Here is a 23,096-nt window from a genome sequence, read left to right as displayed (position 1 = left end):
CAATAAAAGGGTGCGGGCAGACCGGCCTAACATGCCCGAAACGAAAAGGGGTTCACAGTCATTTACCTAACTGAAATCCAATTCAAAAAAAGATAATGAACGTATTAGTTATAGGAGCAAACGGACAAATAGGAAACCGGTTGGTGCATCAGTTGAAAGATACCGGGCATAATTCGGTGGCGATGGTCCGGAAAGAGGAGCAAATCAAACAGTTTAAAGAGCATGGAGTTGATACGGTGCTGGCCGACCTGGAGAAAGATTTCAGCCACGCTTATCAGGGAGTTGATGCGGTAGTATTTTCGGCTGGGTCGGGCGGAGATACCCCTAAATCTCAGACTAAGGTCATAGACAGGGATGGAGCCATTAAAGCCATTGATGAGGCAGAAGAATCGGGTGTTAAGCGGTTTATTATGGTGAGTGCGCTCAAGGCCAATCGTGATCCGGGAACATGGTCGGAGCCTATGGAGCACTATTACGATGCCAAAGCCAAAGCCGATGAGCATCTCAGAAATTCCGATCTCAGCTACACGGTGCTGATGCCGGGCCGGCTAACCAATGAGAGTGGTACAGGGAAAGTAGAACTGAAGGAGCGGATTGAGGCCATTGAAACTAAAACCATAACCCGGGATGATGTGGCATCGGTTATTGTGGAATTGCTGGATGAGGAACAAAGCTTTGGGAAAAGCCTGGAGCTGCTTCAGGGTGAGACTTCCATTAAACAAGCCATTTCTGACCTGAGCTAAAGTTAGCAGATATAAAAAACCCCGGATAACGATCAGAAATCCGGGGCTCAGGGTATAATACGAGTAGTTTTAGAAATGCTAAATAACTACTTATTCTACAATTAGTTTACCTTTCATCAGCGCGTAGTGGCCGGGGAAGCTACAAATGTAATCGTAGGTTCCGGCTTCGGGAGCTGTAAACTCGATGGTTGTTTCCTGTCCGCCACCAATCAGTTTTGTGTGTACAATTACATCATCGGTGCCTTCAGGGATGTATTCGTTGCCAGCGGCTTTAGATGCAGCTGCTCCGAAGGTCTGAATGTCAACGCCTTGCTTTAGCAGTACCCAGTTGTGGCCCATAGCAGCTTTTGGAAGTTTTCCAACATGCTTAAGGGTTAGTACAACAGTTTGTCCTGCTTCTACTTTAATTTCGCTTAAGTCAAATTGCATCCGGTCGTTACTCTCGATGGTTACTTCAACCTTATCCTGAGCCTGGACCATATTTGTGAATGCAAGAGCAAAAATTGCTAATAATGAAAATAGAGTTCTCATAGTATTCGTCTGTTTTTTAGTTGCGGTACCAAATGCGGTTACCGACCTGTTTTAATTTTGTCGCTCAAAAACTAACCATGTTTTATGAATATTTTGTGAAGGTGATCCAAAAAGTATTTACTCTTACTGAAACGTTAACCTAACGGTGCAAGAAATGGATTTTATACGATGGGGAGTTTTAAGTACAGCTAAAATTGGGGTAGAGCAGGTGATACCGGCTATGCAAAAAGGAGAGCTATCAAAAATATCGGCTATATCATCAAGAGATGTGGACCGGGCAATAGAAGTGGCAGATCGGCTGGGTATTGAGAAGGCGTATGGGTCCTATGAAGAACTTTTAGAGGATGAAGAAATTGATGCAATTTATAACCCTCTTCCCAATCATCTGCATGTACCCATGACCATTAAAGCACTGGAAGCAGGCAAGCATGTGCTTTGTGAAAAACCCATAGCAATCGATCTGGCAGAGGCTGAGGAGTTGGCAGATGTAGTAAGAAGTTTTCCTGAACTTAAAGTGATGGAGGCATTCATGTATCGTTTCCATCCACAGTGGCAGGTGGTTAAGCAATGGATTGATGATGGAGAAATTGGTGCAATACAAACCATTCATTCCTCTTTCACCTATTACAATGATGATCCTGAAAACATCCGAAACAAAGCAGATATGGGCGGCGGCGGTTTATTGGATATAGGCTGTTACTGTATTTCAGCTTCCCGTTATTTATTTGAGGAAGAACCTATTGATATAAAAGGGGAGGTAGAAATTCATCCGGACTTTGGAGTTGATACTATAGCTTCAGGCGTTCTCAGGTTTACTAAAGGAACAGCCACATTTAGTTGTTCTACCCTGGCCAGTCCCGATCAAAAGCTCATCATTTATGGAACATCGGGTATTATTGAAATGGATATACCTTTCAACCCGCAGGAAAGCCCGGCTTCCATAAGAATTACAAGCGGTGGACAAGTTCTGAAAGAGAAAACATTACAAGCTAACCATTACACTCTCCAGGGAGATGCTTTTTCTAAAGCCATTATCGAGAATAGGGATGTTCCGACTCCTATAGATGATGCCGTTGCCAGCATGAAAGTTGTTGACGCGCTGCTTTCCCTTCACAAATAGATTAGAATTTCTATCTCTGATCTGATTTAGTCACGGAAGTAGAATTCTATCCGGCTGTTTTTTATGGGAAAAGTATAGTCTTAAAATTACTAACCATTAAGTTCAACCATATGGTTGAAAAAGTCTATTTTCCAGTTTAGATTTTATGTGGAATCAATTAAAAGACAGATATGACTGATAAAGAAAAGGACACAGAAGAACTGATTTTTGAAGCTGCATCCCGCGTATTCCAAAAGGACGGATATGCCGGTGCCCGCATGCAACAAATTGCTGATGAAGCGAACATCAACAAGTCGATGTTGCATTATTACTACCGCAGTAAAGACAAACTGTTCAGGGCGGTTTTCCAGCAGCAACTGGCTCACTTTTTTCCCACCATATTTGAAATTTTAGGTTCAGAGCTTACACTGGATAAGAAAGTGCCACGCCTGATTGATGCCTACTACAATTTCCTGCAAGACAACCCCAAAGTAGTGCAGTTTATCATACAGGAAATGAATAATCATCCGGATGAATTCAAGCGGTTTATGAGTGAAAAGAATATCCATCCACCCAAAAGCTTTGGTGAGCAAATTAAGAAAGAGATTGAAGCCGGGAATATGGATCCGGTAGAACCGCGGCAACTGCTGATTAGTATGGTCGGCCTGATTCTATTTCCTTTTATAGCCCAGATGATGGTAAAAACGGTTTTTGACCTGAAAGAACAGGAATACCTGAAGTTTCTAAAAGACCGGAAATGGTTCCTTACTGATTTTATCCTGAACGCCATAAACTACAGAAAGCCATGAACACGTTTCTCGCTTCGTTACTGATATTCACGTTTGTGAATCAAAGTGCCCCTTCAGATTCAGTTCCACTGAACTACTGCTACCAACAGGCGGAAGAATATTATCCGGCGGCAAAGAATGTGGCGCTTCAGGAAAAGATTACAGAGCTAAATATCCGGATTGCGAATACGGGTTATTACCCACAGCTTTCTGTTAACGGGAGGGCGAGTTATCAGTCGGAAGTAACGGAATTCGGGTTGCCGGGAGGAGGTCCGCCTCCGGTTAGTAAAGATCAGTATGAAGCTTCCATACAGCTTAGCCAGAACATTTATAACGGTGGGGTAACGGCTATCAGGAAAGATCTGGAGCGGACACAGGGAATGCAGGAAGTGCTTTCCACAAAGGTGGAACTTCAGCAGGTAAGAGCACAAATTGATCAGGTGTATTTTGGGATTTTACTTTCACAGCAGCAGATGGAAGCCACAAAATTGATGATCTCGGAATTAGACGAACGCCTCGAAAGTGTTCGATCCAAAGTTGAAAATGGAGTTCTGCTGAAAAGCCAGCAGTTGATCCTGGAAGCCGGACTCATCAAAGCAAAGCAGGATTCGGCAAGCATCATGGCGAATATCAAATCCGGATATCTGGTATTGGGAGAATTGATAGGGGAAAAGCTAAACCCTTCCACTAAACTGACACTTCCTGATCCGGTTTCTGAAGGTGTAATGACTGATTTGGCAAGACCGGAAATGGCCTTGTTTGAAAATTCGGTGAAAGCTTTGGAGCAGCAAAAAAAATTGGCTCAAACCGGAAAAATACCACGCATTTCGGCATTTGGAACCGCTGCTTTTGGTCGTCCGGGCCTAAACTTCCTGAACAATGATTTCCATGATTACTACATGGTGGGCCTGCGTTTAAACTGGAATTTGATGGACTTCCTGAATGCCGATGAGCAGAATGAAGTGCTGAACATCAGGCAGAAAACCATCCGGCAAAACGAACAATCATTTACCCTTCAGCTTCAGACCCAATTGAGTAGAATTGAAGAGCGAATCAAGGCCATTGAAGAGAACATTACCCGTGATAAAGAAATCATCGAAATCAGAGAGCAGGTAGTAGCTGAAAGTTCCAATCAGCTTGAGAATGGGGTGATTACGGCAACGGAATACATCACCGAGCTAACCAATGCCAACCGGGCCCGGCTCTCTTTACTCACAAATGAAATCAAATTAGTTCAGGCCCGGGCTGAGTATCGAACGGCTCTGGGATTAAATCTCGAATAGAAATTTTAACACAGGAAAGGTTATGAAACAGAAGAAAATATACACATCCCTTATTCCAATGGCGTTCTTGCTTTTTTTAGTGGTCGGATGCAGTCAGGATCAAACATCGGATGCCTATGGGCAGTTTGAGGCGGAGGAAGTTACCGTGTCGGCTGAAACCTCAGGAATACTTAAGAGTTTTACCGTGCAGGAGGGTATGAAACTGGAAGAAGGCCAAAAAGCAGGTCAGGTAGATTCAACACAGCTGGCCCTTCGAAAGGATGAGCTATTAGCTTCGGTGGCTTCCATCCGGACAAATATTGCAAAACTGGAGGCACAGGCCGATGTGTATCGCGAGCAGTTGAATACAGCTCAGAAGGATCTGCAGCGCTTCACCAACCTGAAACAAAACAATGCCGCCACCCAGCAGCAAATCGACCAGGCACAAGGACAGGTAAACGTGCTGAATAAGCAGATTAATTCGGTGGAAGTACAAAAGCAATCTGTTTACGCAGAGCTGCAAACAATGAAAGCCCGGATAGCTCAGGTCGAAGATCAGATAAAAAAAACGCAGATCATAAACCCGGTTTCAGGAACGGTGCTTTCGAGCTTTGCGGAGCAGGGGGAGTTAGTCACAACCGGAAAGCCTCTCTACGAAATCGCCAATTTAGAGGAAATGATCTTAAGGGTGTATGTGTCGGGTGCGCAGCTGCCAAATGTTATTCTGGGTGAACAGGCAGAGGTCTTAATTGACAAGAATACGGAGGAGAATGAATCGCTTACCGGCGTGGTAAGGTGGATTGCTTCCGAAGCGGAGTTCACGCCAAGAATGATTCAAACCAAAGAAGAACGCGTGACGCAGGTGTACGCGGTAGAGATTACCGTTCCAAACCCGGATGGCAAGTTAAAAATTGGAATGCCGGGAGAGGTAAACTTCAGGTAATTGAACAGCGTGGTAAACATATCGTCAGTTTCTAAGTGGTTTGGTAAGGTCCGGGCTTTGAAGGAGGTTTCTTTTGAGGTGAACAAAGGTGAACTCTTTGGAGTGATCGGGCCGGATGGTGCCGGTAAAACCACGCTGTTCCGGATTATAAACACCTTGCTTGTTCCCGATGAAGGTTCTGCCACGGTATTGGGTAAAGATGCAGTGAAGGACTACAAGCAAATCAGGCCATTGTTGGGATATATGCCCGGCCGGTTTTCCCTGTACCAGGATTTGACGGTGGAGGAGAACCTGAAGTTTTTCGCCTCTGTTTTTGGAACTACTATAGATGAGAATTATGAACTGGTGAAGCCTATTTACAGTCAGCTCGAAAAATTTAAAACCCGGTTGGCAGGAGATTTGTCCGGCGGGATGAAGCAAAAGCTGGCACTGAGTTGTGCCCTCATTCATAAGCCAAAGTTGTTGTTACTGGATGAACCGACCACCGGAGTGGATGCCGTTTCACGAAAGGAATTCTGGGAAATGCTGCAGATCCTGAAAAAAGAAGGGATCACCATCATCGTATCCACGCCGTACATGGACGAGGCAGACTTGTGTGAAAGAGTGGCACTGATTCAGGAAGGGGAGATTTTGCAAATTGATACCCCGACAGCCATCGTAGATTCCTTTGAACGTACGTTGCTGGGCATCAAAGCAGCTAACACCTATGCGTTACTCAATGCTCTTAAATCGTATCCTCAGGCGCATTCGGTTCAACCCTTTGGCGAGTACGTTCATTATACAGAAAAGACCGGTTCTCCCAATTTAGTGGCGTTAAAAACCTACTTGTTTGACCGGGGATTAGAACAGGTTGAGATCAAGCCCATCAAACCAAATATTGAGGACAGCTTTATGGAGCTGATGCAGGCCAAAGGTGAGGGAGCCCATGTCTGAGCCGGCCATTCAAACCGAAAACCTAACCCGGAAATTTGGTGATTTCACCGCGGTGGATAACATCACCTTTGAAGTGGAAAAGGGTGAGATCTTCGGGTTTTTGGGAGCCAACGGAGCTGGAAAGACGACAGCCATGCGTATGCTTACCGGACTGCTTACTCCAACTTCGGGCAAAGCATTGGTATCGGGCAAGGATGTTTATCGGCAGGCGGAGGCCATCAAGAAAAAAATCGGGTATATGAGTCAGAAGTTTTCGCTGTATGATGATCTAACCTCCGAAGAGAACATCCGGTTTTACGGGGGCATTTATGGGATTCCCGATAAAGAACTATACCGTAAAATTGACGAGGTAATCAATTCACTTGGACTGAAAGATGTACGGAAAAAGCTGGTTCGTTCTTTACCCTTAGGCTGGAAGCAGAAGCTGGCCTTTTCCATAGCAATACTCCACAATCCCAACATTGTGTTTCTGGACGAGCCTACCGGCGGAGTTGATCCGGTTACGAGGCGACAGTTCTGGGAAAAGATATACGAGGTTTCAGACCGGGGAATTACGGTTTTTGTGACTACGCATTACATGGATGAGGCAGAATATTGCGACCGGATTTCCATTATGGTTGACGGACGGATGGATGCCATCGGTTCACCCCGCGAACTAAAAGAGAATTTCGAATCAGATTCTATTGAGGATGTGTTTATAAAGCTGGCTCGCGGTGCCGAGAGGGGGGAAGGATGAATGCTTTTTCCGGCTTTGTGATTAAGGAGTTTAAGCAGATCTATCGTGATAAGCGTACGCTAACGGTGCTTTTTGGAATGCCCATCATTATGCTGATCCTGTTTGGTTTTGCAATTAGAAATGAAGTGACCAACGCTCAGATCGGGATTTTGGATTTATCGAAGGATGAAGTAACCCGAACCCTCACCCAAAAACTGGAAGCTTCGGCATCTTTTGAAGTCCGGGCCTATTTGCAAAGCTATGAGGAAGTGGAAGGGCTGTTCAGAGAGGGTAATATCAAAGAAGTGGTGGTGTTTGAACCGAACTTCAAAGAGAAGTTAGTCGGGGAACATACAGCTCAGGTGCAGGTGATTACCGATGCCACCGACCCGAACCTTGCGAACCTGGTTCAGTCTTACACGGCCAATATCATCCGGGATTATGTGGGGGAGTTAAATGATAACGGAGATATACGAAAGGCCGGACTAAACCCCCGGGTCCGGATGATGTACAATCCAGAACTGAGAAGTGTAAATCTGTTCGTACCCGGATTGATTGCCGTAATACTTATGCTTATTTCCGCCCTCATGACCTCCATCTCCATCACCCGCGAAAAGGAGATGGGGAATATGGAAATCTTGCTGGTATCACCGCTCAAGCCAAGGCATATAATTATTGGAAAAGTATTGCCGTACCTGGTGCTTTCGGTGGTGAATGTAGTCACCATTTTGGTGCTGGCCCGGTTTGTGTTTCAGGTTCCCTTTCAGGGTTCCTATTTCCTGTTTTTCATGGAAGCAACCTTATTCATTTTAACAGCCCTGGCACTGGGGGTATTCATTTCATCAGCGGCTAATAATCAGCAAACGGCGATGATGGTTTCTTTGGCAGGCTTGCTGCTTCCAACGGTGTTGCTGTCGGGCTTCATTTTTCCCGTTTCAAGTATGCCGCTTCCGCTTCAGTGGATTTCTCATATCATCCCCGCCAAGTGGTTTCTGATTATCGTAAGAGACATCATGCTGAAAGGATCAGAGTTTTTATTTATCTGGAAAGAGACGCTTATTCTTGCCGGAATCACCGTGTTCTTTATGGCTCTGAGTATGAAAAAATTCAAGGTGAGGCTACAATGAATATCATCCGGGTTTTACTTCGCAAAGAGTTCCTGCAGATTTTTCGTAACAAAGCGATGTTGCCTATCCTGTTTGTGATGCCGGTGGTTCAGCTCCTGGTTCTTTCCTTTGCCGCAACCTATGAGCTGAAAGAGGTTGACTTTGCCCTGATTGACAGGGATCAGTCCGAACTTTCCAGGGAGCTGACGGCGAAATTTCAGGCTACCGGCTACTTCACCCTGAAGCTGGAAACATTTGACCGGGAGGAAGCACTTGATGCTATGAATGCGGGCTTGGTTAAGATGATCATTCACATTCCTTCTGAATTTGGAAAGGATGCCTCAACCGGAAAGCAGGCAGATCTGCAGCTGATAATTGACGCTGTGGACGGCAGTACGGCCGGTCTTATTCAATCATACAGTGCATCTATCCTGAATGATCTGAACACCGAAGTTTTGACTAAGCTAAATATTGAACAGGCGGGGCAGCAGATTAAACAAGCCAAATCAATAAATATCATCCCCCAAAACTGGTACAATCCGAACCTGGATTATATAACCTATATGGTGCCGGGCATTTTGGTGGTGCTTGTTTCCATGATCGGCGTGTTTTTATCGGGGATGAATATTGTCCGGGAACAGGAGATTGGAACCATTGAACAGCTGAATGTAACACCCATCCGCAAATACCAGTTTATGATCGGGAAGCTGCTTCCATTCTGGGTGATTGGAATGGTGGATTTACTCATTGGCCTGGCCCTGGCCCGCTATGGTTTTCAGATTCCTTTTTTGGGTAGCCTTGCAACGGTGCTGGTGGTAGCGGGGATCTTTTTGATTGTTATTCAAGCGCTTGGACTTCTTATTTCAACGCTGACCCACACCCAGCAGCAGGCTATGTTTATTGCCTGGTTCATTATGGTCATTTTTATACTGATGGGCGGATTGTTCACTCCCATTGAAAGCATGCCGGAGTGGGCACAACAGCTGACACTGGCTAACCCGGTGGCTTATTTCATTAAGATTATGCGGATGGTGTTATTGAAGGGGGCCGGCTGGAAAGAAATTCAGTTTATGGTTTATACACTGATCGGGATGGGTAGTGTGTTGCTGCTGATCTCCATCAATCGCTATAAGAAAACGACGGGCTGAGGCCCGAATATTGAATATTGAACACTCAACAATGAATATTGAAGTGAATCGAGTCATCCTGAGGCTTTTGCCGAAGGATCTTCATATGTTCAATTGGTAATGGGGTGCCGGTTAGCTGATTCAGTTCTCAATCAAACTTGGGATGGATGATCAGGTTTTTGTAGGCGTGAACCATGGTTTCCTGGGATAAACCGGCGAAGTACATCATAAAGATAACCAGGTTGGCGAAGTTCACCCGAAAGTAGCCGTTGTTGTCGTATTTACGGGCAGAGACGGTGGCGTTTTTGGGGATAATACGAAACCCGGCACGAGACTGGATTTTCTGAATTAAATCGTAATCCTCCATAATCATAAAATCTTCCCGAAAGCCGCCTAACTCGTCAAATAAGTCTCTTTTGATGAACAGGGTTTGATCACCGCCCCGGCACATCAAACGGTCAAAACGGGTACAGTAGGCATTGATTTTTAAAAGGGGATGGTTCCTATCAAACCGGTAGCGGTAACAACCGGATTCATAGCCCTGAGTCAAAGCCTCCTTAATATCATACCGAAAGGTGGCCGGAGGAAAGGTATCGGCATGGACGAAATAGAGCACCTCTCCGGTTGATTTTTTTGCACCGAAATTCATTTGGGCTGCGCGGCCTTTTCTGGGTGACTTTAGACAGGTAAACCCATTTTCCTCAACAATGCCAATGGTTTTGTCAGAGCTGCCTCCATCCACAACCAATAGTTCATCGGAAGGGCCTATGGCATCACTCAAGTGAATCAATAAATCCAATATGGAGTTTTCTTCGTTATATGTAGGGACAATGATGCTCAGCATTTCACAGTAAGATTAATCGGCTTTGGATAGTCAATACGATGTGTTGGGCTTGACAGATGTTTTAATATTCAAAAAGAATAACAAAATGAAGAATATACTTTTTAGTGTTTTATTAATGGCCGGAGTCCTGGCCTCAGTTGATGGTCAGGCGCAGGATGAAATATCGGCAGACTCCTTAAACCTGGATGCAATGACTTACGCCGAACTTTCCGAGCAAATGATTGAGAATCTCAGACAGGGCAAATCAACAAAAGCGATTCAGGAAAAACTAGCGAATGTATCCGAAAAAGAGTTAAAGGAAAGCCTGGATTCGGAAGGAGAACGGAAGGCATTTTGGCTGAATGTATATAACGCCTACGTGCAAATTATTTTGACTGAAGATCCGGAGTTGTTTGAGGACCGGGATTCGGTATTTGGTTATAACTTTTTCTCATCCCCCCAAATAACCATTGCCGGAAAGGATGTAAGCTTTGATGATATTGAGCATGGCATTATCAGAAGATCCAAAGTTAAAATTTCCGGTGGGTATGCCAGCAATCCATTTCCCGGTGGATATGAAAAGAAATTTCGATGGGATGAAGTTGACCCCCGCATTCACTTTGCACTCAATTGTGGAGCTGCAGCCTGTCCTTATATCGCCGCCTACGATCCGGACCGGGTGAACGAGCAGCTGGACATCACCACGAAACAATACCTGGAAAAAACAACGGACTATTATCCGGAAGAAAACAGGGTAGTCGTAAATAAGCTTATGAGCTGGTTCCGTGCTGACTTTGGTGGAAAAAGCGGAGCTGTACAAATGCTTAAAGATTATGAAATCGTCCCTCAGGATGCCGACCCTTCCGTTGAATTTAAAGAATACGATTGGACGCTGGAACTGGGTAATTATAAAGATATCTGATTAAAAGGCTTCGCCGATGGTGAGCACAAAACCACTTACTCCCGGGCCGAAGCCGGCATCCAGCCGAATGTTGACCTTGCGGTTTTCATCAATCATGTAGCGTAACCCCGGGCCAAGGGTCCATTTCAGGTTTGTCAATGGGAAATCAGAGAGGTTTTGGGCTACATTCCCCACCGATGCGAAAATGACTGCGCCAAACCGTTTATACACAGGAACCCTATATTCAGCTTGAGTAGTCAGGTACACCTTATCGCGATATCGGCCCTCGAGGTAACCGCGCATTTGCTTTGGTCCGCCCAGCAATGCCAGCTTCTGAAACGGCACGTTGCCACCGGTAAATTTGCTCACAAAATTAAACCCGAGGGTATGATCGTAAGCGTTGGTATGGAACGTTCGGGCATCCAATGAAAGCTGAAAAAAGTCATAATCGCTCCCGGTCCAAGACTGATCTATGAGTCCCTGAAGCTCCAGGTAGCTTCCGGATTCTGTATAGAAAATATTGTCTCTTGTATCAAACACAGATGATATACCGATGCCGGAGTGAGTACCACCCGCGGTTCCTGTTGGGTTATTGGTATCCAGTAAGCCTCCGGATTGAATGTTAGTCATATCGTAACGGTCGTACCAATAGCTTACCCCGGCATAGATATTTCTGCTGACCTTATGAAGCGCGTTTATCTGAATGCGGGGAAAGTTAACCCGGTAGGTTTCTTCGTTACTTTCCGGGGTGTTGCTTCCTATCCCGTAATATTTGTAGGTATATCGATAGTATCCAATTTCTCCATCCAGCCGCCAGTTATTCTGTTGAAGATAAAGCTCATAAGGAAAGTAAAGGAGGAGCTGTTTTTCCAGAGTATAGGCTGCCCCGAAGTTGATTTGAGATGGTTTGCCTGAATCCAGGTTGTTTTCAAAATCGAAGGTGAAGATACCGAGTCCACCTACGGCAAAACTCGTCTCTTCAGTGTAGAAAACAACAGGGAATCCTCTCAAAGCTTGGTTTTTAACTTGGGCACTTAGTGGCTTTGATAATACACAAAGAATAAGACCAAGAAGAATAGTGCCTGAATAAGTTCGCATTCATAACCTCAGTTTTGTGAGATTAAAGAGGGATATTTACGGTGATCTCCGTCCCCTCATTCTTTTTGGATTCTATCAAGAGGGAACCGTTTACGGATTCAATCAGGTGTTTAGCCAGCTTGAATCCAAATCCAAAACCTCGCTCGTGCCCGGTTCCTTGTGTTGAACGTCCGCGGTTGCTCATAATTTCCTTTATTTGCTCATCGGTCATGCCCACACCACTGTCTTTGATTACACCAATCAGCTCTAAATCAGGCTTTTTGATATCCAGGTTCACCTCTACATTTCCATTTTCCGGGGTGAATTTGATAGCGTTGGAAATCAGGTTCCCGAATATCTGCAGTAATTTATGCTTGGGAAAAGTAAGTCCCTGATGACCATTACTTATCACTACATTATAATCTATGGACTTATTGAGCGCCTGGGGTTTATAGAGATTTTCAAGTTTCTTCTGTAAAATTTCGAGGGTAAGCTGGTTTTTGAGGAGCTTTGTTTGATCTGATTGATCATCATAGGTACTTAGAATCTCATCCGCTAAATCCAGCACCGATCGCCCGCCTTTGTTGATCAACTCCAGAAGCTGCATGAATTCTTCCATTTTGCTTTCCTCGGCCTGGTCGCGAAGGATTTCAGCAATACCAATAATTCCTCCAATCGGCCCGCGGATATCATGACTTACTTTGCGCTGTATTTCCTTAAGCTCATCCACGCTGTGGCGCATCAGCTTCAGTTTCTGCTCATATTCAATTCGGGTGATGACCTCATTCGCAATGATTTTCAGAAATGATTCTTTCTCAGGAGAAAGGTCATGTTCATCGGTATCCATTACACACATAGCCCCGATTCGGTGGCCATCCGGAGATTTGAGTGGCACTCCATAGTAATACTTTATATGAGGGGAGTTCTTGACATACTCTTTATCCTTAAAGCGTTCGTCTTCCGTCATGTCTTCCACCTCAACGGAATCATCATCGAGTATCACATACTGGCAAACGGTTTCTTCCCGGGGAGTTTGAAGTACATCAAGTCCCACTTTCGAAACCGTCCACTGGGTGGTTGTATCCAACAGGTTGATGAGTGAAATGGGAGTGCCGGCCACATGAGCTGCAAGCCGGGTTAAATCATCTAATTTCCCGTGAATTTCCGAATAGTCAATATCATATTCAGATAGTTTTAAAGCTCGCTCAAATTCGTTTTCAGGGATCAGAGCTGAAGTGTCAGACATAAAATGCTAAAGGCCTATTGTTTTGAAAGATTCCAAACGTCTACGCGATCTAAAGCAATATACGGAACGGCTATATGATTCAGATTGGTGTTAATTCCGATATCGGCCGGTCGGCCAGTGGTTTTGATCAGGATTGTGCTTTCAGAGCCGTCAAAATAACGGATGCTGGAATCCTGCTGGCTGGCAGCCAATAAATTTGACTGAAGAAACTCGATGCCGTCAAAATAACCGCCTTCCAGGGCTGCGTATTCGTTCAAATCATCCGAACTGCTGAAAGAACGGAAAATTTGATCACCACCCCACGGAGCCAAAACAAACTGTTGATTCCCGGGATTCAGTGTTATTCCATTGGGAGCTTCGGGAAGTGAGTCCAGATAAATGGAAGGCGTGCCGGCTTCAACTTTAAAAACCCGGCTGGTCCCGGTATCTGTCACAAACAATGTGCCTTCCGCATCGGCTGAGATATCATTCAAGAAGCCAATTTCAAAATCCGAAAAATCAATAAAAGCCGTTTGTTCACCGGTTGATTTATCAAAGCCGTGTACTCCCAGAACATCCGCGGCCCATAGTGTGTTTTCAATGATGAACATGCCTCTTGGAGCATGAAGGGGAGCATCAGCAGTGCCGGTCATGAATTTGAGATTCAGGATATTTCCCTCTGCATCCGCTTTAGTTATAAAACCGGTGGAGTCCTGCGTGTTCCCGCCTCCGGTAAAATTAGAAATGAAATAGATATTTTGCTCAGGGTCAAAACGAACAGCCTCGGGGCCATCCAGTCCGCTAATGGTAAAGGCGATATCAGTGGTATCCTGAACGGTTTCCCAGTTGACCGGTGTCGTTTTTGTCTCATTAGCCGTACAGGAAATAAAAAAACCGGTAAGTAACATCATTAAACATATACGCATCATAGGATCTATTTAGTTAAAGTTGACCTGAAGGGTAGCTTGCATAAAAGTGCAGTGCTGAACAAAAGAAATGAAGATACTCTTTTATGAATTGAAAACGGATATATCTCTAATTTCAAAGAAATCTTCCTGATCAGCATCGGTGTTGATAACGATTCCTCCTATCAATAAGAGGGGACTATTTCCCAGGTTTTCGATACAGGCAGATACTATATCAGTGAGCTCCCTCTTTATTTGGTGGTAAGCAATATCGGTGATTTTTAAGATCTGATTGTCCGCTTTTTTGATGTCTTCGTAATTCTCAATCAGCAGCTTATTAACCTGGCCCTGCTGGTAGTCATCATGAGAAATCATCAATACGTTGCCGGCTTTTACACTCTCGAGTCCGGCAACCAAAGAACCGCAACAGGTAGAAGATTCAGCCTGACCTTCCCGCATTAATTCGCCGGCGGTGCCATTTTTTGAAATCCCGATGTGAGGCCCGAACACAATAACAGCACCGCCATCATCCGGGATATGGCTGGCAAAAGCACGAAATCCGGTTTTCCCGGTAAAAGGGATTCCTGAAATACCCCCAAACCGAAAGGGGCCGGGTGCGGCAAAATGACGGCTCATTCCGTCCAAAGAGTTGTTGACCTCGTCACTGCAAACCGAGGTTCCCCATATGCATTGTTCGGGACGCATTCCGTGTTTCTCTATCTCTTTCAGAATGTTCTTCTCAACTAAAGAAAGAGGTTCAGCTTCGGAATAGTGCTTGGTAATGTACTGCATGCTTTTGATGGTCAATTCATGAATTCGGCCGTTAATCTAATCATAACACGGCACATTGTATAGGGGATTCGTTTGGTTTCAAACTAATACAAGCTAAAAACGGGGTAGAAAATTAATTGGGTGAAATCTCATAACAGAAGGTTTTTATATGTATCTTAGGGGCTTACTGAATTTGTGAGTTCGCGATAAGACTGGAACAACCCGGTTTTCGAGAGAAAACCTTTCAGGTTTATAGAACCTTGCTGGCCTTTATGAATCAAGCAGTCGTGCTTGCCTCTTGTCATTAGCTCACCTTACCAATTAATGATTCCGGGCAAGATCAACGCGCAGCACAAATTTCTTTGTACGGGATAAAACCGAATACAATTTATGTCATCGTTCAAAGAACTGGGCTTATCGCCCGAAATATGCCAAGCCGTTGAAGATCTTGGCTTTGAAACCCCAACCGAAGTACAGTCCAGGGCTATCCCTACCATTCTGGCTTCACAGCGCGACCTGATTGCGCTTGCCCAAACCGGAACGGGTAAAACCGGCGCTTTTGGTATGCCTGTACTTCAACAGGTTGATGCCAACTCAAACAATGTGCAGGTACTGGTGTTATCACCAACCCGCGAGCTGGCTATTCAAATTGCCAAAGACCTTAAGTCATTCGCCAAGCATCAAAAAGGAATTAAAACAGTGGCCGTGTATGGCGGAGCTAATATCTCTACCCAAATTCGCGCACTTAACAACGGATGCCAGGTTGTAATCGGAACTCCGGGCAGAATGCTGGACCTGATTCGTCGCCGTAAACTGGACGTAACCAACGTACGTTCTCTGGTACTTGATGAAGCTGATGAAATGCTGAATATGGGCTTCCAGGATGACCTGGATGCTATTTTAGCGGACACTCCCAAAGGAAAACAAACGCTGCTTTTTTCTGCTACCATGCCGAAGCAGATTTCCAAAATGGCGCGGAAATACATGAACAATCCTGAAGAGATTGAAGTAAACGCCCGCAACTCGGGTGCCCTCAATGTGGAGCACCATTACTACATGGTTCACGCCAAAGACCGGTATGATGCCCTCAAGCGAATTGCGGATGTAAATCCTGATATTTATGGGATTATTTTTTGCAGAACACGACGCGAAACTTCTGAAGTGGCATCCAAGCTTTCGAAAGAAGGGTATAATGCTGATTTACTGAATGGAGATTTGTCTCAAGCTCAGCGCGATGAAGTAATGAACCGGTTCCGCACCAAGGAACTCCAGTTGCTGGTAGCTACAGATGTAGCCGCACGTGGACTTGATGTCGATAACCTGACGCACGTTATCAACTACAACCTGCCGGATGACCTGGAAGTGTATATTCACCGAAGTGGCCGTACTGGTCGCGCTGGGAATAGCGGTATTGCCGTTTCCATTATTCACACCCGTGAAATGGGCAGAGTTCGGGCGCTGGAAAAAATGTCCGGAAAAGAATTCATCAAGCAGGATGTTCCAAAAGGAGAAGAAGTATGCGGAGTTCGCATGATGGATATGGTGGACAAGCTGAAGGCTACCGAAGTTAACGAAAAGCAGATTGAGAAGTATCTGCCTCAGGTGTATGAGAAATTAGCCGATCTTGGCTGGCAGGAACTGATTCAACATTTTGTTTCCATGGAATTCAACCAGATTCTGGAATATTACCAGCAAGCAGGCGATATCAATGCCTCAGCCGGTAGATCAAAGAATAATAACAACCGTAATAACTCTTCCCGTAAGAACAATGGAAGAAGTAATTCCGGCGGAAGCGGAAGACATGCTGAAGAAGGGTTTACCCGATACTTCCTGAATGTTGGTAACCGTGACGGACTTAATCCGGCCCGTTTGATGGGAGTTGTGAACGAGCAGTTGAATGGCAAGAAGCCGAATTTTGGCAAAATCGATATTCAGAATAACTTCTCTTTCTTTGAAGTGGAAGAAGGTTTTGATGCCAAGCTATTCGATGCTGTAAACGGAACTCAGTTTGAAGGCCGTGATCTTTCCGTAGAATTGGCCAAGCCTGATAGTAACGGATCCGGATCTTCTTCAAATGGATCCTCATCCGGAAGCTATAAAGGAAAAGGGAAAGTCGGTTCCAAATCCAAAAGAGGAAATCGAAAGTCTAAAGGTGATGAGCCTTTTTCGAAATCCAAGGGTGGAAGAATCAAGAAAAAGCGCAGCCCGGAAGTTTACGCTTAAGGGTAAGCCAAAATGTTTTTATAAAAGCCCAATCCTGTAACAGGGGTTGGGCTTTTTTTGTGATATTTAAAATTGCTTAAAGGAGAATAAAGCGGTGGCAATTTCAATCCAGGTTTGGCTTTTACCCAGTGGAATAATCAGGTACACGCTGATATGTCCAATTATAACGGCAACCATAGCGGGGTGCCATCTTTTGAGTTTGTATATAATGATGCCGGCAGTTATTAAAATTGCCGGTGTTGTAATCATGGCAAGCTCAGCAAAATTTAAATTTTGACCAAACCACACACTGAAAATTAAGCCAAACCGGGCCAGGGCCGGCATAAGCGCCCAAAGGACAGACGATATCATCCAAATGGCATGCTCATCCATATTCTTAGATTTAATGATGGCCATTATGACACTGAAAGCAAATCCAGTAATAGAAATGAGATCAAAAAATGAAACCCCGTAGAGAAAAACATCAGGTGCAACCCATGGGTCAAAATCAGTTTGAGCGAAACGAATATTTTCAGGTATCATAACCAAAGCAGATGCAAAAACAGCACCAGCCAGAAACATCCCGATTTTACCATATAGCTTATGTTTTTTCAGGTGCCCGTGAGTAGCTAAATAGGGTTGTATAATCACGAAAAGAAACCATAAAGTGGCAGATATGCCATGCACATGATTACCCCATGAGGCATTTAAGAAATTAAGAAAGTAGCTTCTCATAAATCCAAGAACAGCGATAAAGAATGGAATGAGAAGCCATAGATGTAGTTTTTTGTACTTATCCATAGAATAGATGATAATTTATATTTGTACCCTTACATCAGTAAGGTATCATGAAAGGGTAATACATAAAAATATGCAAATACTAAACAGCTTCAGCCAAGTGGCTTACAATAACAAAGGCAGGAGGGTGGCCAATGCTACAAATGAAGAAAGAGTAGTTTGAATTAACTAATAGTTTTCAGCACACTATCTAATAACTTGCGGTAGCTGTTTACATTCTTCTGAACCACAGCATCGGCTTTTTTCAGGAGCTCTTCTTCTTCTGATTGAGCTAAGCTTTTCCCGGAATATATGATGACGGGAATATTCTTGTAATTCCCGTTTGATTTAAGTTTATCCAGCACTTCTTTACCATCGGCATCAGGGAGATACATGTCCAGAATAATGCAGTCCACTTTTTCCTCTTGAAGTATTTGGTACGCTTCTCGGGCCGACTCTGCCGTGATGCACTTATTAATGCTAAAGCCTAAAAACTCTTTTAAGGCCATATTGTGAATGCTGCTGTCGTCCACTAATAAAACGGTGCCCTGAGACTTATCGGTTTCCTCTTTAGAGAGTTTCGCGGGATGGTTTTCAACATCCTCCGGTGTGCTCTCTATTCTTAACTTACCTTTTTTAGCCTGCTGTGCAAGTTCATCACTACTGTCGGAAGGGAGGATCAGGGTGAAGCAACTACCTTTATCCGGCTCGCTCTCAAGTGTGATTTCACCTCCTAAAAGGTTTGCTATCTCTTTTGAGATGGCCAGCCCAAGTCCGGTACCTCCAAATCTTTTCTCGGTTGAAGAGCCCTCAGCTTGAATGTAACTCTTAAAAATATGCTTTTGTCTTTCTTCAGGGATGCCAACACCTGTGTCAAGAACTCTGAAGGCAACCCTTTCGCTGTTTTGCTTTGCCCGATCACTTTTGACAGTAAATACTTCAAGGCGCACACTGCCATATTCAGTAAATTTTATCGCGTTTGATATCAGGTTGTTTAAAACCTGGTCAAGTCGAAGTCGGTCGGTCTTAAGGTTCTTGTCTGCAATTCCATTAAGGTTGCATTCAAAGGCAAGGTTCTTTTCACGGGCAATGGGTTTAAACAAACGTTCGGCGCGTTCGCAAACATCAGAAACTTTAACCTCATCAAGTCGGATATCAATTTTCCCTGCTTCAATTTTGGACAGATCAAGAACCTCATTCAGGAGCTCAAGAACGCTGTTGTTGGAGTGATAAATAGTCTGTAAATATTCAAGCTGATCATCCTTCAGGTTCTGATAACGGTTCTCTTTCAGGATGTTGGTAAGCAGCAGGGTAGAGTTAAGAATGGTTCGCATTTCATGGCTTACATTGGCAAAAAACTGCGACTTGTACTTATTGTTTAATTCCAGCTCCCGGGTCTTTTGCTTTTGTTTTGCAATGATTTTGGCATCTTCCACTTGTCGTGAAATATCAAAACTGATGCCCATCAATAGCTGCCGGGTATCTTCTTGCGTAACCTCAACGTGCATTTCCACGGGATAGGTAGAGCCATCTTTTCTTTTGCGATCGAATTGAAAGGTGGTTGAATTTTCTTCTCCACGGTAAAGAGGGGCTATCTTCTTGAAAACGTTTCGTACATCATAAGAAGCAATTAAATCTTTTGCGGAAAGATCAAAAAGCTCCTCTTCAGTATATCCAAGGTTATCCAAAAGCGTGTCGTTGGCATAAATAACTTTAAGACTCATGGGATCCATAAGAAAAACTTCATTCGTACTCTTCTTAAGAATCCGGTCGAAAATCTGGTTCTTAGTAGCCGCTTGGGTGTATTTTCTTTGCTTGCGCAGATTCCTGATTTCCTTAGCAACCACGGGGAGCAATCGGTCTGGGTTGTCTTTAGATACGTAGTCCTGCACTCCTGCTGCCATGGCATCGTATAGCACATCATTGTGAATTTCTGATCCGATCAAAACAAGGGGAGTGATAAATTCTTGTTGATCCAGAACATCAAGAGTATATGGCAGGTCGAGGTCTTCTTTATCAAGGTCGGCAATAATGAGATCCCATTTATGGGCTTTAAGCAAAACCCCCAGGCTCTCTACACTGTTCTGAGAAAATGGAATAACAGAAAAATCTGATTGGTGCAATCTCTTCTTGATCTCTTGATTTGATTGCTCAGTGTCTTCAATAAATAGAATCGAAATGAAGTCTTTCATACCATATTATACTGCACAAATTTGGAACACTCTTAAAAATATTGGCATCTAAATAACAAAGAATCGAAGGAAAATGGAACCGCATTAGACAATACTCATATTCCGAAATCTCCAACTTTTGTTTTCCGCACAGAAAAAAGACTTTGAAAAGGATAAGTTATCCACAATTTATCCACACAAAGTAATCACTTATTATAATTTGTTGATAGCTAATGATTTAAGAAAAAAGAAGTATGAGAAATAAATCAGTTTTTCACGGAACATTAATTTTTTTTAATAAAACTAATTGGCTAAAATTAAGAAGATTAAAAAATCTTAATAAATCGTTGGTTTTTTAATCCAGCTGTTTTGGATGTAGTTGGCCATGGGGATGGATAACAATATCGTCCGGTACAAATAGCTCAGTTATAATGTTTAAATGTACATACAAGTCTTAGTCGTATGAATTTAGCTGAAAGCTTTGATGATATAATTCGGAAGGAAAATAAAGTTAAGAATGAACTCCATTCTATTGTAACAGACGACCTCACCGAGGACAATGATCCTGAGGATAGTCGCTTTAGTAAATTAAGGGGGGTTCACCAGCTTCAGAAAAGTATTGTAAAGCAGAATATGCACAATGCCATGTCTCCCATCAGTGCAATATCCGGTTACCTGGAACTGATCAACATATCCTTATCCAACAATCCGGATGTGAAGCAAATTCAGCATTACCGTAAACAGATTGAAGCAGGGATAAATCAGGTGAATGTTATCCTGGAGCAGCTAATGGAAATTTACAGTGATGAGTCGGATACCGTGGTTTCCGGGCGGGAGGATTTGCTGGATGTTGACCTGAATTGGATTATAAGTGAAGTTTGTGACCAAATGCGCTGTGCGGGCCCTGCTGTTGATTTCAAAAGAAGTGCAAACCCACTTCACGTACATACAGATATATTCATGCTAAAGCTGATCACCTTCAACCTGATTAGTTTTGCATTAAAATGTTCGGGGAAAGATTCAGTTACAGAAATAAGTACCGGAAAAAAGGATAACAAAGCAGTTTTCTCGCTAATGTTTGAAGCATCTGACAAGAAAAGAGAAGAGCTTACTCAGATAATGTCTAATCAGGAAAATGACGGAGAGTCTGGTGGATATATTCAAAACTCTTTTAATGAAGGGTTACTGCAAAGCCGGAAATTGGTAGGACAGGTTAAGGGAGATTTAACTTTTGAGGCCGTGAATGATCAAACGATCAGATTGAACCTCCGAATTCCACTTTCTTATTCTGAGAACTAACAAGCCGATTGGATCAGAGCTTAAAATCCAGGTGTTGTCCTTTTGGCTTAAACTGAGATAAGACCTGGTACGTTTGCTGTCTTTTAAGATTTAAAGGGCTTGTTTTTGAAACCATGGCGAGCTGCATTGTCACTTCTTCCTGCCTCATGTTCACCCAATTATCAGGTAAGTCTTCGAAATTGGAATTGAAGGTGAAATCCGGATCTGCCGTAAATGTGGCAGCGTTAGTGCGGCGCTTATCTTTGGTCTCCTCAACAACTTCATAATCAGCATACTCACCGGAGTGCTTGTCCGCTAAATTCTTATGTGTCAGGTATGCCTCCACAAGCCGAAACCCTCTGGAGGTTTTAACTTCTGAACGCACAAATGACTGGAATGTGCTGTCTATACCCATTTTTTTATACCTGAAAGCCTAAAACAATACCCTTAAATCAAACTGATTAATAGTAAAAAAGGAGGGGCATTTTTGCTTGTTAGAATCCATTAATCTAACGCTGTATCAGGGTCAGCTTTTCCTTCACTTAAAAGACGCCATTCAGTCTTTCAATCTTTAATAATACCTAAGATTAATTCCTTGCTAATCTCTTAAGGAATTTTCCAAACATCCGATAACAGGGAGAGCGGGAACTGCGATTTCAGTCAAAAACTAACGCCAACCGCTTTAATTATACTTTAATACAGAGGTTAAGGGCACAATAAATGCTGCCCTGCCCATATACAGGAGTAAGTAATGAGTAAAATAAAAGCACTTGTTGTTGATGATTCTAAAATTATGAGGAGCCAGGTTAAGCGTGCTCTCGATCAACTGTTAATTGCGGATTTTGAATACGTGGAAGCAATGGATGGAGAGGATGCTCTCGAGAAATTTAATGATGACATTGATATGCTGTTTGTAGACTGGAACATGCCCAAAATGACCGGCGTTGAACTCGCCAGGGCCATTCGGGACAAAGGCTACGCCGATATCCCTATTATTATGGTGACGGCAGAAAAGTCGATGGGTAAAGTGGACAAGGCTTTAAATGAGGGCGGTGCGAATGAATATATCACCAAGCCATTTACAGCCGATAAAATGTCTAAGGCCATAAGTCGGTATATCGATGAGACAGGAAACATTAAGAGAGAAGAATCTGGAGAAGAGAAGAAGAGCTTCTTTAGCAGCATTCTAAATGCCTAAAGGGAGATAGCATGATTGCAGAAAAATTAAGCAAAGCAGATAAAATCCCGGGCGAGATCGTTGACATCGTACAGGAATCAGTCATTAACACCTTCACTTCTATTTGTGGTGGCACTCCTGAATGTGTGGAGCAACTGAATGAAAGCGGTCCGCTGAATGGAATCATCGGGAATATAGCCGTCTTTAATGCCGATCATACATTTTCATTGATGATCGCTATTCCGAAGGCAACCGCACTGGAGATATCGAATTCTTTTCTGGGAATGGAACTGCCCTTTGAAAGCCACGACATGGGCGACTTGATCGCCGAAATCGCAAATATTCTGGCCGGAGAAGTAGCGGCTAATATCGAGCGGGTGGGATTTCGCGGACAGTCTTCGCTGCCAACGGCAACCCGGGGAAGTGACTTAACTTTATTTATGCCAAATAAACCCCCATCAGCTAAAATGAAATTTTCCAGCGACTGTGGCGAATTTATGCTGAACATGGCGCTGAGTGAATCCAGATAAAACGGTAATAAT

23 protein-coding genes are annotated in these 23,096 nt (G+C 43.8%); 14 read left to right on the top strand and 9 right to left on the bottom strand.

Annotation, left to right across the window (positions count from 1 at the left end):
- The first annotated feature begins 95 nt into the window (after positions 1–95).
- On the top strand, positions 96–743 hold the full coding sequence (locus NM125_RS10215) for an SDR family oxidoreductase (protein ID WP_255134819.1): 648 nt from the start codon (positions 96–98) through the stop codon (positions 741–743).
- A 90-nt stretch (positions 744–833) separates the two neighbouring features.
- On the opposite strand, the gene azu is transcribed toward NM125_RS10215, so the two are convergent.
- Positions 834–1,223 carry an azurin gene (azu, locus tag NM125_RS10210; protein WP_349294193.1) on the bottom strand — a complete coding sequence of 130 codons (390 nt, stop codon included), beginning with the start codon at positions 1,221–1,223 and terminating at the stop codon, positions 834–836.
- A 205-nt stretch (positions 1,224–1,428) separates the two neighbouring features.
- Between azu and NM125_RS10205 the strand changes: the two genes are divergently transcribed.
- The 8 genes from NM125_RS10205 to NM125_RS10170 all read left to right on the top strand — a co-directional run bounded on the left by NM125_RS10205 (position 1,429) and on the right by NM125_RS10170 (position 9,268).
- Complete coding sequence (locus tag NM125_RS10205; protein ID WP_255134817.1) at positions 1,429–2,394, top strand: Gfo/Idh/MocA family protein; 966 nt, start codon at positions 1,429–1,431, stop codon at positions 2,392–2,394.
- 170 nt (positions 2,395–2,564) lie between these two features.
- On the top strand, positions 2,565–3,182 hold the full coding sequence (locus NM125_RS10200; RefSeq protein WP_255134816.1) for a TetR/AcrR family transcriptional regulator: 618 nt from the start codon (positions 2,565–2,567) through the stop codon (positions 3,180–3,182).
- Positions 3,179–4,444, top strand: a complete 1,266-nt coding sequence (locus tag NM125_RS10195; protein ID WP_255134815.1) for a TolC family protein — start codon at positions 3,179–3,181, stop codon at positions 4,442–4,444. The genes NM125_RS10200 and NM125_RS10195 overlap by 4 nt, the downstream gene beginning before the upstream one ends.
- A 22-nt stretch (positions 4,445–4,466) precedes the next feature.
- On the top strand, positions 4,467–5,366 hold the full coding sequence (locus NM125_RS10190; RefSeq protein WP_255134814.1) for an HlyD family secretion protein: 900 nt from the start codon (positions 4,467–4,469) through the stop codon (positions 5,364–5,366).
- Between the two features lie 9 nt (positions 5,367–5,375).
- Positions 5,376–6,299 carry an ABC transporter ATP-binding protein gene (locus NM125_RS10185; RefSeq protein ID WP_255134813.1) on the top strand — a complete coding sequence of 308 codons (924 nt, stop codon included), beginning with the start codon at positions 5,376–5,378 and terminating at the stop codon, positions 6,297–6,299.
- Positions 6,292–7,035, top strand: a complete 744-nt coding sequence (locus NM125_RS10180) for an ABC transporter ATP-binding protein (protein WP_255134812.1) — start codon at positions 6,292–6,294, stop codon at positions 7,033–7,035. Before NM125_RS10185 ends, NM125_RS10180 begins: the two co-directional genes overlap by 8 nt.
- Positions 7,032–8,141 (top strand): ABC transporter permease, encoded by a 1,110-nt coding sequence (locus NM125_RS10175; RefSeq protein WP_255134811.1) that lies wholly within the window; start codon positions 7,032–7,034, stop codon positions 8,139–8,141. Before NM125_RS10180 ends, NM125_RS10175 begins: the two co-directional genes overlap by 4 nt.
- Positions 8,138–9,268: an ABC transporter permease gene (locus NM125_RS10170; protein WP_255134810.1), complete on the top strand. Its 1,131-nt coding sequence runs from the start codon at positions 8,138–8,140 to the stop codon at positions 9,266–9,268. The genes NM125_RS10175 and NM125_RS10170 overlap by 4 nt, the downstream gene beginning before the upstream one ends.
- Before the next feature lie 127 nt (positions 9,269–9,395).
- Here the strand turns inward: NM125_RS10170 and NM125_RS10165 are convergent, their stop codons facing one another.
- On the bottom strand, positions 9,396–10,091 hold the full coding sequence (locus NM125_RS10165) for a TIGR04283 family arsenosugar biosynthesis glycosyltransferase (RefSeq protein WP_255134809.1): 696 nt from the start codon (positions 10,089–10,091) through the stop codon (positions 9,396–9,398).
- An 85-nt stretch (positions 10,092–10,176) separates the two neighbouring features.
- Between NM125_RS10165 and NM125_RS10160 the strand changes: the two genes are divergently transcribed.
- On the top strand, positions 10,177–10,992 hold the full coding sequence (locus NM125_RS10160; RefSeq protein WP_255134808.1) for a DUF547 domain-containing protein: 816 nt from the start codon (positions 10,177–10,179) through the stop codon (positions 10,990–10,992).
- Here the strand turns inward: NM125_RS10160 and NM125_RS10155 are convergent, their stop codons facing one another.
- The 4 genes from NM125_RS10155 to NM125_RS10140 all read right to left on the bottom strand — a co-directional run bounded on the left by NM125_RS10155 (position 10,993) and on the right by NM125_RS10140 (position 14,970).
- Positions 10,993–12,069 carry a BamA/TamA family outer membrane protein gene (locus tag NM125_RS10155; protein ID WP_255134807.1) on the bottom strand — a complete coding sequence of 359 codons (1,077 nt, stop codon included), beginning with the start codon at positions 12,067–12,069 and terminating at the stop codon, positions 10,993–10,995. It abuts the gene before it with no gap.
- A gap of 22 nt (positions 12,070–12,091) precedes the next feature.
- Complete coding sequence (locus NM125_RS10150) at positions 12,092–13,294, bottom strand: GAF domain-containing sensor histidine kinase (protein WP_255134806.1); 1,203 nt, start codon at positions 13,292–13,294, stop codon at positions 12,092–12,094.
- A gap of 14 nt (positions 13,295–13,308) precedes the next feature.
- Positions 13,309–14,184 (bottom strand): SMP-30/gluconolactonase/LRE family protein, encoded by an 876-nt coding sequence (locus NM125_RS10145; protein ID WP_255134805.1) that lies wholly within the window; start codon positions 14,182–14,184, stop codon positions 13,309–13,311.
- A gap of 99 nt (positions 14,185–14,283) precedes the next feature.
- The gene (locus NM125_RS10140; protein WP_255134804.1) at positions 14,284–14,970 is read right to left on the bottom strand and encodes a hypothetical protein; all 687 of its coding nucleotides are present in this window, start codon (positions 14,968–14,970) and stop codon (positions 14,284–14,286) included.
- A 369-nt stretch (positions 14,971–15,339) separates the two neighbouring features.
- Here NM125_RS10140 and NM125_RS10135 point away from each other — a divergent pair, with 369 nt between their 5' ends.
- The gene (locus NM125_RS10135) at positions 15,340–17,172 is read left to right on the top strand and encodes a DEAD/DEAH box helicase (protein WP_255134803.1); all 1,833 of its coding nucleotides are present in this window, start codon (positions 15,340–15,342) and stop codon (positions 17,170–17,172) included.
- A gap of 66 nt (positions 17,173–17,238) precedes the next feature.
- Here the strand turns inward: NM125_RS10135 and NM125_RS10130 are convergent, their stop codons facing one another.
- Entirely contained in the window at positions 17,239–17,952 is a 714-nt protein-coding gene (locus NM125_RS10130) for a hypothetical protein (RefSeq protein ID WP_255134802.1), read from the bottom strand.
- A 161-nt stretch (positions 17,953–18,113) separates the two neighbouring features.
- Entirely contained in the window at positions 18,114–20,120 is a 2,007-nt protein-coding gene (locus NM125_RS10125; RefSeq protein ID WP_255134801.1) for an ATP-binding protein, read from the bottom strand.
- Between the two features lie 441 nt (positions 20,121–20,561).
- On the opposite strand from NM125_RS10125, the gene NM125_RS10120 reads away from it, so the two are divergent.
- Entirely contained in the window at positions 20,562–21,398 is an 837-nt protein-coding gene (locus tag NM125_RS10120; RefSeq protein WP_255134800.1) for a histidine kinase, read from the top strand.
- A gap of 13 nt (positions 21,399–21,411) precedes the next feature.
- On the opposite strand, the gene NM125_RS10115 is transcribed toward NM125_RS10120, so the two are convergent.
- On the bottom strand, positions 21,412–21,792 hold the full coding sequence (locus tag NM125_RS10115) for a hypothetical protein (protein ID WP_255134799.1): 381 nt from the start codon (positions 21,790–21,792) through the stop codon (positions 21,412–21,414).
- A 336-nt stretch (positions 21,793–22,128) separates the two neighbouring features.
- Here NM125_RS10115 and NM125_RS10110 point away from each other — a divergent pair, with 336 nt between their 5' ends.
- Together NM125_RS10110 and NM125_RS10105 are read left to right on the top strand one after the other, a co-directional pair.
- Positions 22,129–22,575: a response regulator gene (locus NM125_RS10110; protein WP_255134798.1), complete on the top strand. Its 447-nt coding sequence runs from the start codon at positions 22,129–22,131 to the stop codon at positions 22,573–22,575.
- Between the two features lie 11 nt (positions 22,576–22,586).
- A complete protein-coding gene (locus tag NM125_RS10105) occupies positions 22,587–23,084 on the top strand; it encodes a chemotaxis protein CheX (RefSeq protein ID WP_255134797.1) in 498 nt (165 codons plus the stop codon).
- Positions 23,085–23,096 lie beyond the last annotated feature (12 nt).

The organism is Gracilimonas sediminicola, assembly GCF_024320785.1.
GTDB lineage: Bacteria > Bacteroidota > Rhodothermia > Balneolales > Balneolaceae > Gracilimonas > Gracilimonas sediminicola.
The sequence above is the reverse complement of the archived record's forward strand: the minus strand, read 5'-3'. Positions and strand labels throughout refer to the sequence as shown.

What these genes read in the sequence shown, in the direction of transcription:
- NM125_RS10140 (WP_255134804.1), bottom strand. Translation starts at nt 14,970, where the DNA reads ATGCAGTACATTACCAAGCACTATTCCGAAGCTGAACCTCTTTCTTTA.
- NM125_RS10160 (WP_255134808.1), top strand. Translation starts at nt 10,177, where the DNA reads ATGAAGAATATACTTTTTAGTGTTTTATTAATGGCCGGAGTCCTGGCC.
- NM125_RS10180 (WP_255134812.1), top strand. Translation starts at nt 6,292, where the DNA reads ATGTCTGAGCCGGCCATTCAAACCGAAAACCTAACCCGGAAATTTGGT.
- NM125_RS10125 (WP_255134801.1), bottom strand. Translation starts at nt 20,120, where the DNA reads ATGAAAGACTTCATTTCGATTCTATTTATTGAAGACACTGAGCAATCA.
- NM125_RS10170 (WP_255134810.1), top strand. Translation starts at nt 8,138, where the DNA reads ATGAATATCATCCGGGTTTTACTTCGCAAAGAGTTCCTGCAGATTTTT.
- NM125_RS10200 (WP_255134816.1), top strand. Translation starts at nt 2,565, where the DNA reads ATGACTGATAAAGAAAAGGACACAGAAGAACTGATTTTTGAAGCTGCA.
- NM125_RS10120 (WP_255134800.1), top strand. Translation starts at nt 20,562, where the DNA reads ATGAATTTAGCTGAAAGCTTTGATGATATAATTCGGAAGGAAAATAAA.
- NM125_RS10175 (WP_255134811.1), top strand. Translation starts at nt 7,032, where the DNA reads ATGAATGCTTTTTCCGGCTTTGTGATTAAGGAGTTTAAGCAGATCTAT.
- azu (WP_349294193.1), bottom strand. Translation starts at nt 1,223, where the DNA reads ATGGTCCAGGCTCAGGATAAGGTTGAAGTAACCATCGAGAGTAACGAC.
- NM125_RS10110 (WP_255134798.1), top strand. Translation starts at nt 22,129, where the DNA reads ATGAGTAAAATAAAAGCACTTGTTGTTGATGATTCTAAAATTATGAGG.
- NM125_RS10195 (WP_255134815.1), top strand. Translation starts at nt 3,179, where the DNA reads ATGAACACGTTTCTCGCTTCGTTACTGATATTCACGTTTGTGAATCAA.
- NM125_RS10130 (WP_255134802.1), bottom strand. Translation starts at nt 17,952, where the DNA reads ATGGATAAGTACAAAAAACTACATCTATGGCTTCTCATTCCATTCTTT.
- NM125_RS10165 (WP_255134809.1), bottom strand. Translation starts at nt 10,091, where the DNA reads ATGCTGAGCATCATTGTCCCTACATATAACGAAGAAAACTCCATATTG.
- NM125_RS10115 (WP_255134799.1), bottom strand. Translation starts at nt 21,792, where the DNA reads ATGGGTATAGACAGCACATTCCAGTCATTTGTGCGTTCAGAAGTTAAA.
- NM125_RS10190 (WP_255134814.1), top strand. Translation starts at nt 4,467, where the DNA reads ATGAAACAGAAGAAAATATACACATCCCTTATTCCAATGGCGTTCTTG.
- NM125_RS10135 (WP_255134803.1), top strand. Translation starts at nt 15,340, where the DNA reads ATGTCATCGTTCAAAGAACTGGGCTTATCGCCCGAAATATGCCAAGCC.
- NM125_RS10155 (WP_255134807.1), bottom strand. Translation starts at nt 12,069, where the DNA reads ATGCGAACTTATTCAGGCACTATTCTTCTTGGTCTTATTCTTTGTGTA.
- NM125_RS10150 (WP_255134806.1), bottom strand. Translation starts at nt 13,294, where the DNA reads ATGTCTGACACTTCAGCTCTGATCCCTGAAAACGAATTTGAGCGAGCT.
- NM125_RS10205 (WP_255134817.1), top strand. Translation starts at nt 1,429, where the DNA reads ATGGATTTTATACGATGGGGAGTTTTAAGTACAGCTAAAATTGGGGTA.
- NM125_RS10105 (WP_255134797.1), top strand. Translation starts at nt 22,587, where the DNA reads ATGATTGCAGAAAAATTAAGCAAAGCAGATAAAATCCCGGGCGAGATC.
- NM125_RS10145 (WP_255134805.1), bottom strand. Translation starts at nt 14,184, where the DNA reads ATGATGTTACTTACCGGTTTTTTTATTTCCTGTACGGCTAATGAGACA.
- NM125_RS10215 (WP_255134819.1), top strand. Translation starts at nt 96, where the DNA reads ATGAACGTATTAGTTATAGGAGCAAACGGACAAATAGGAAACCGGTTG.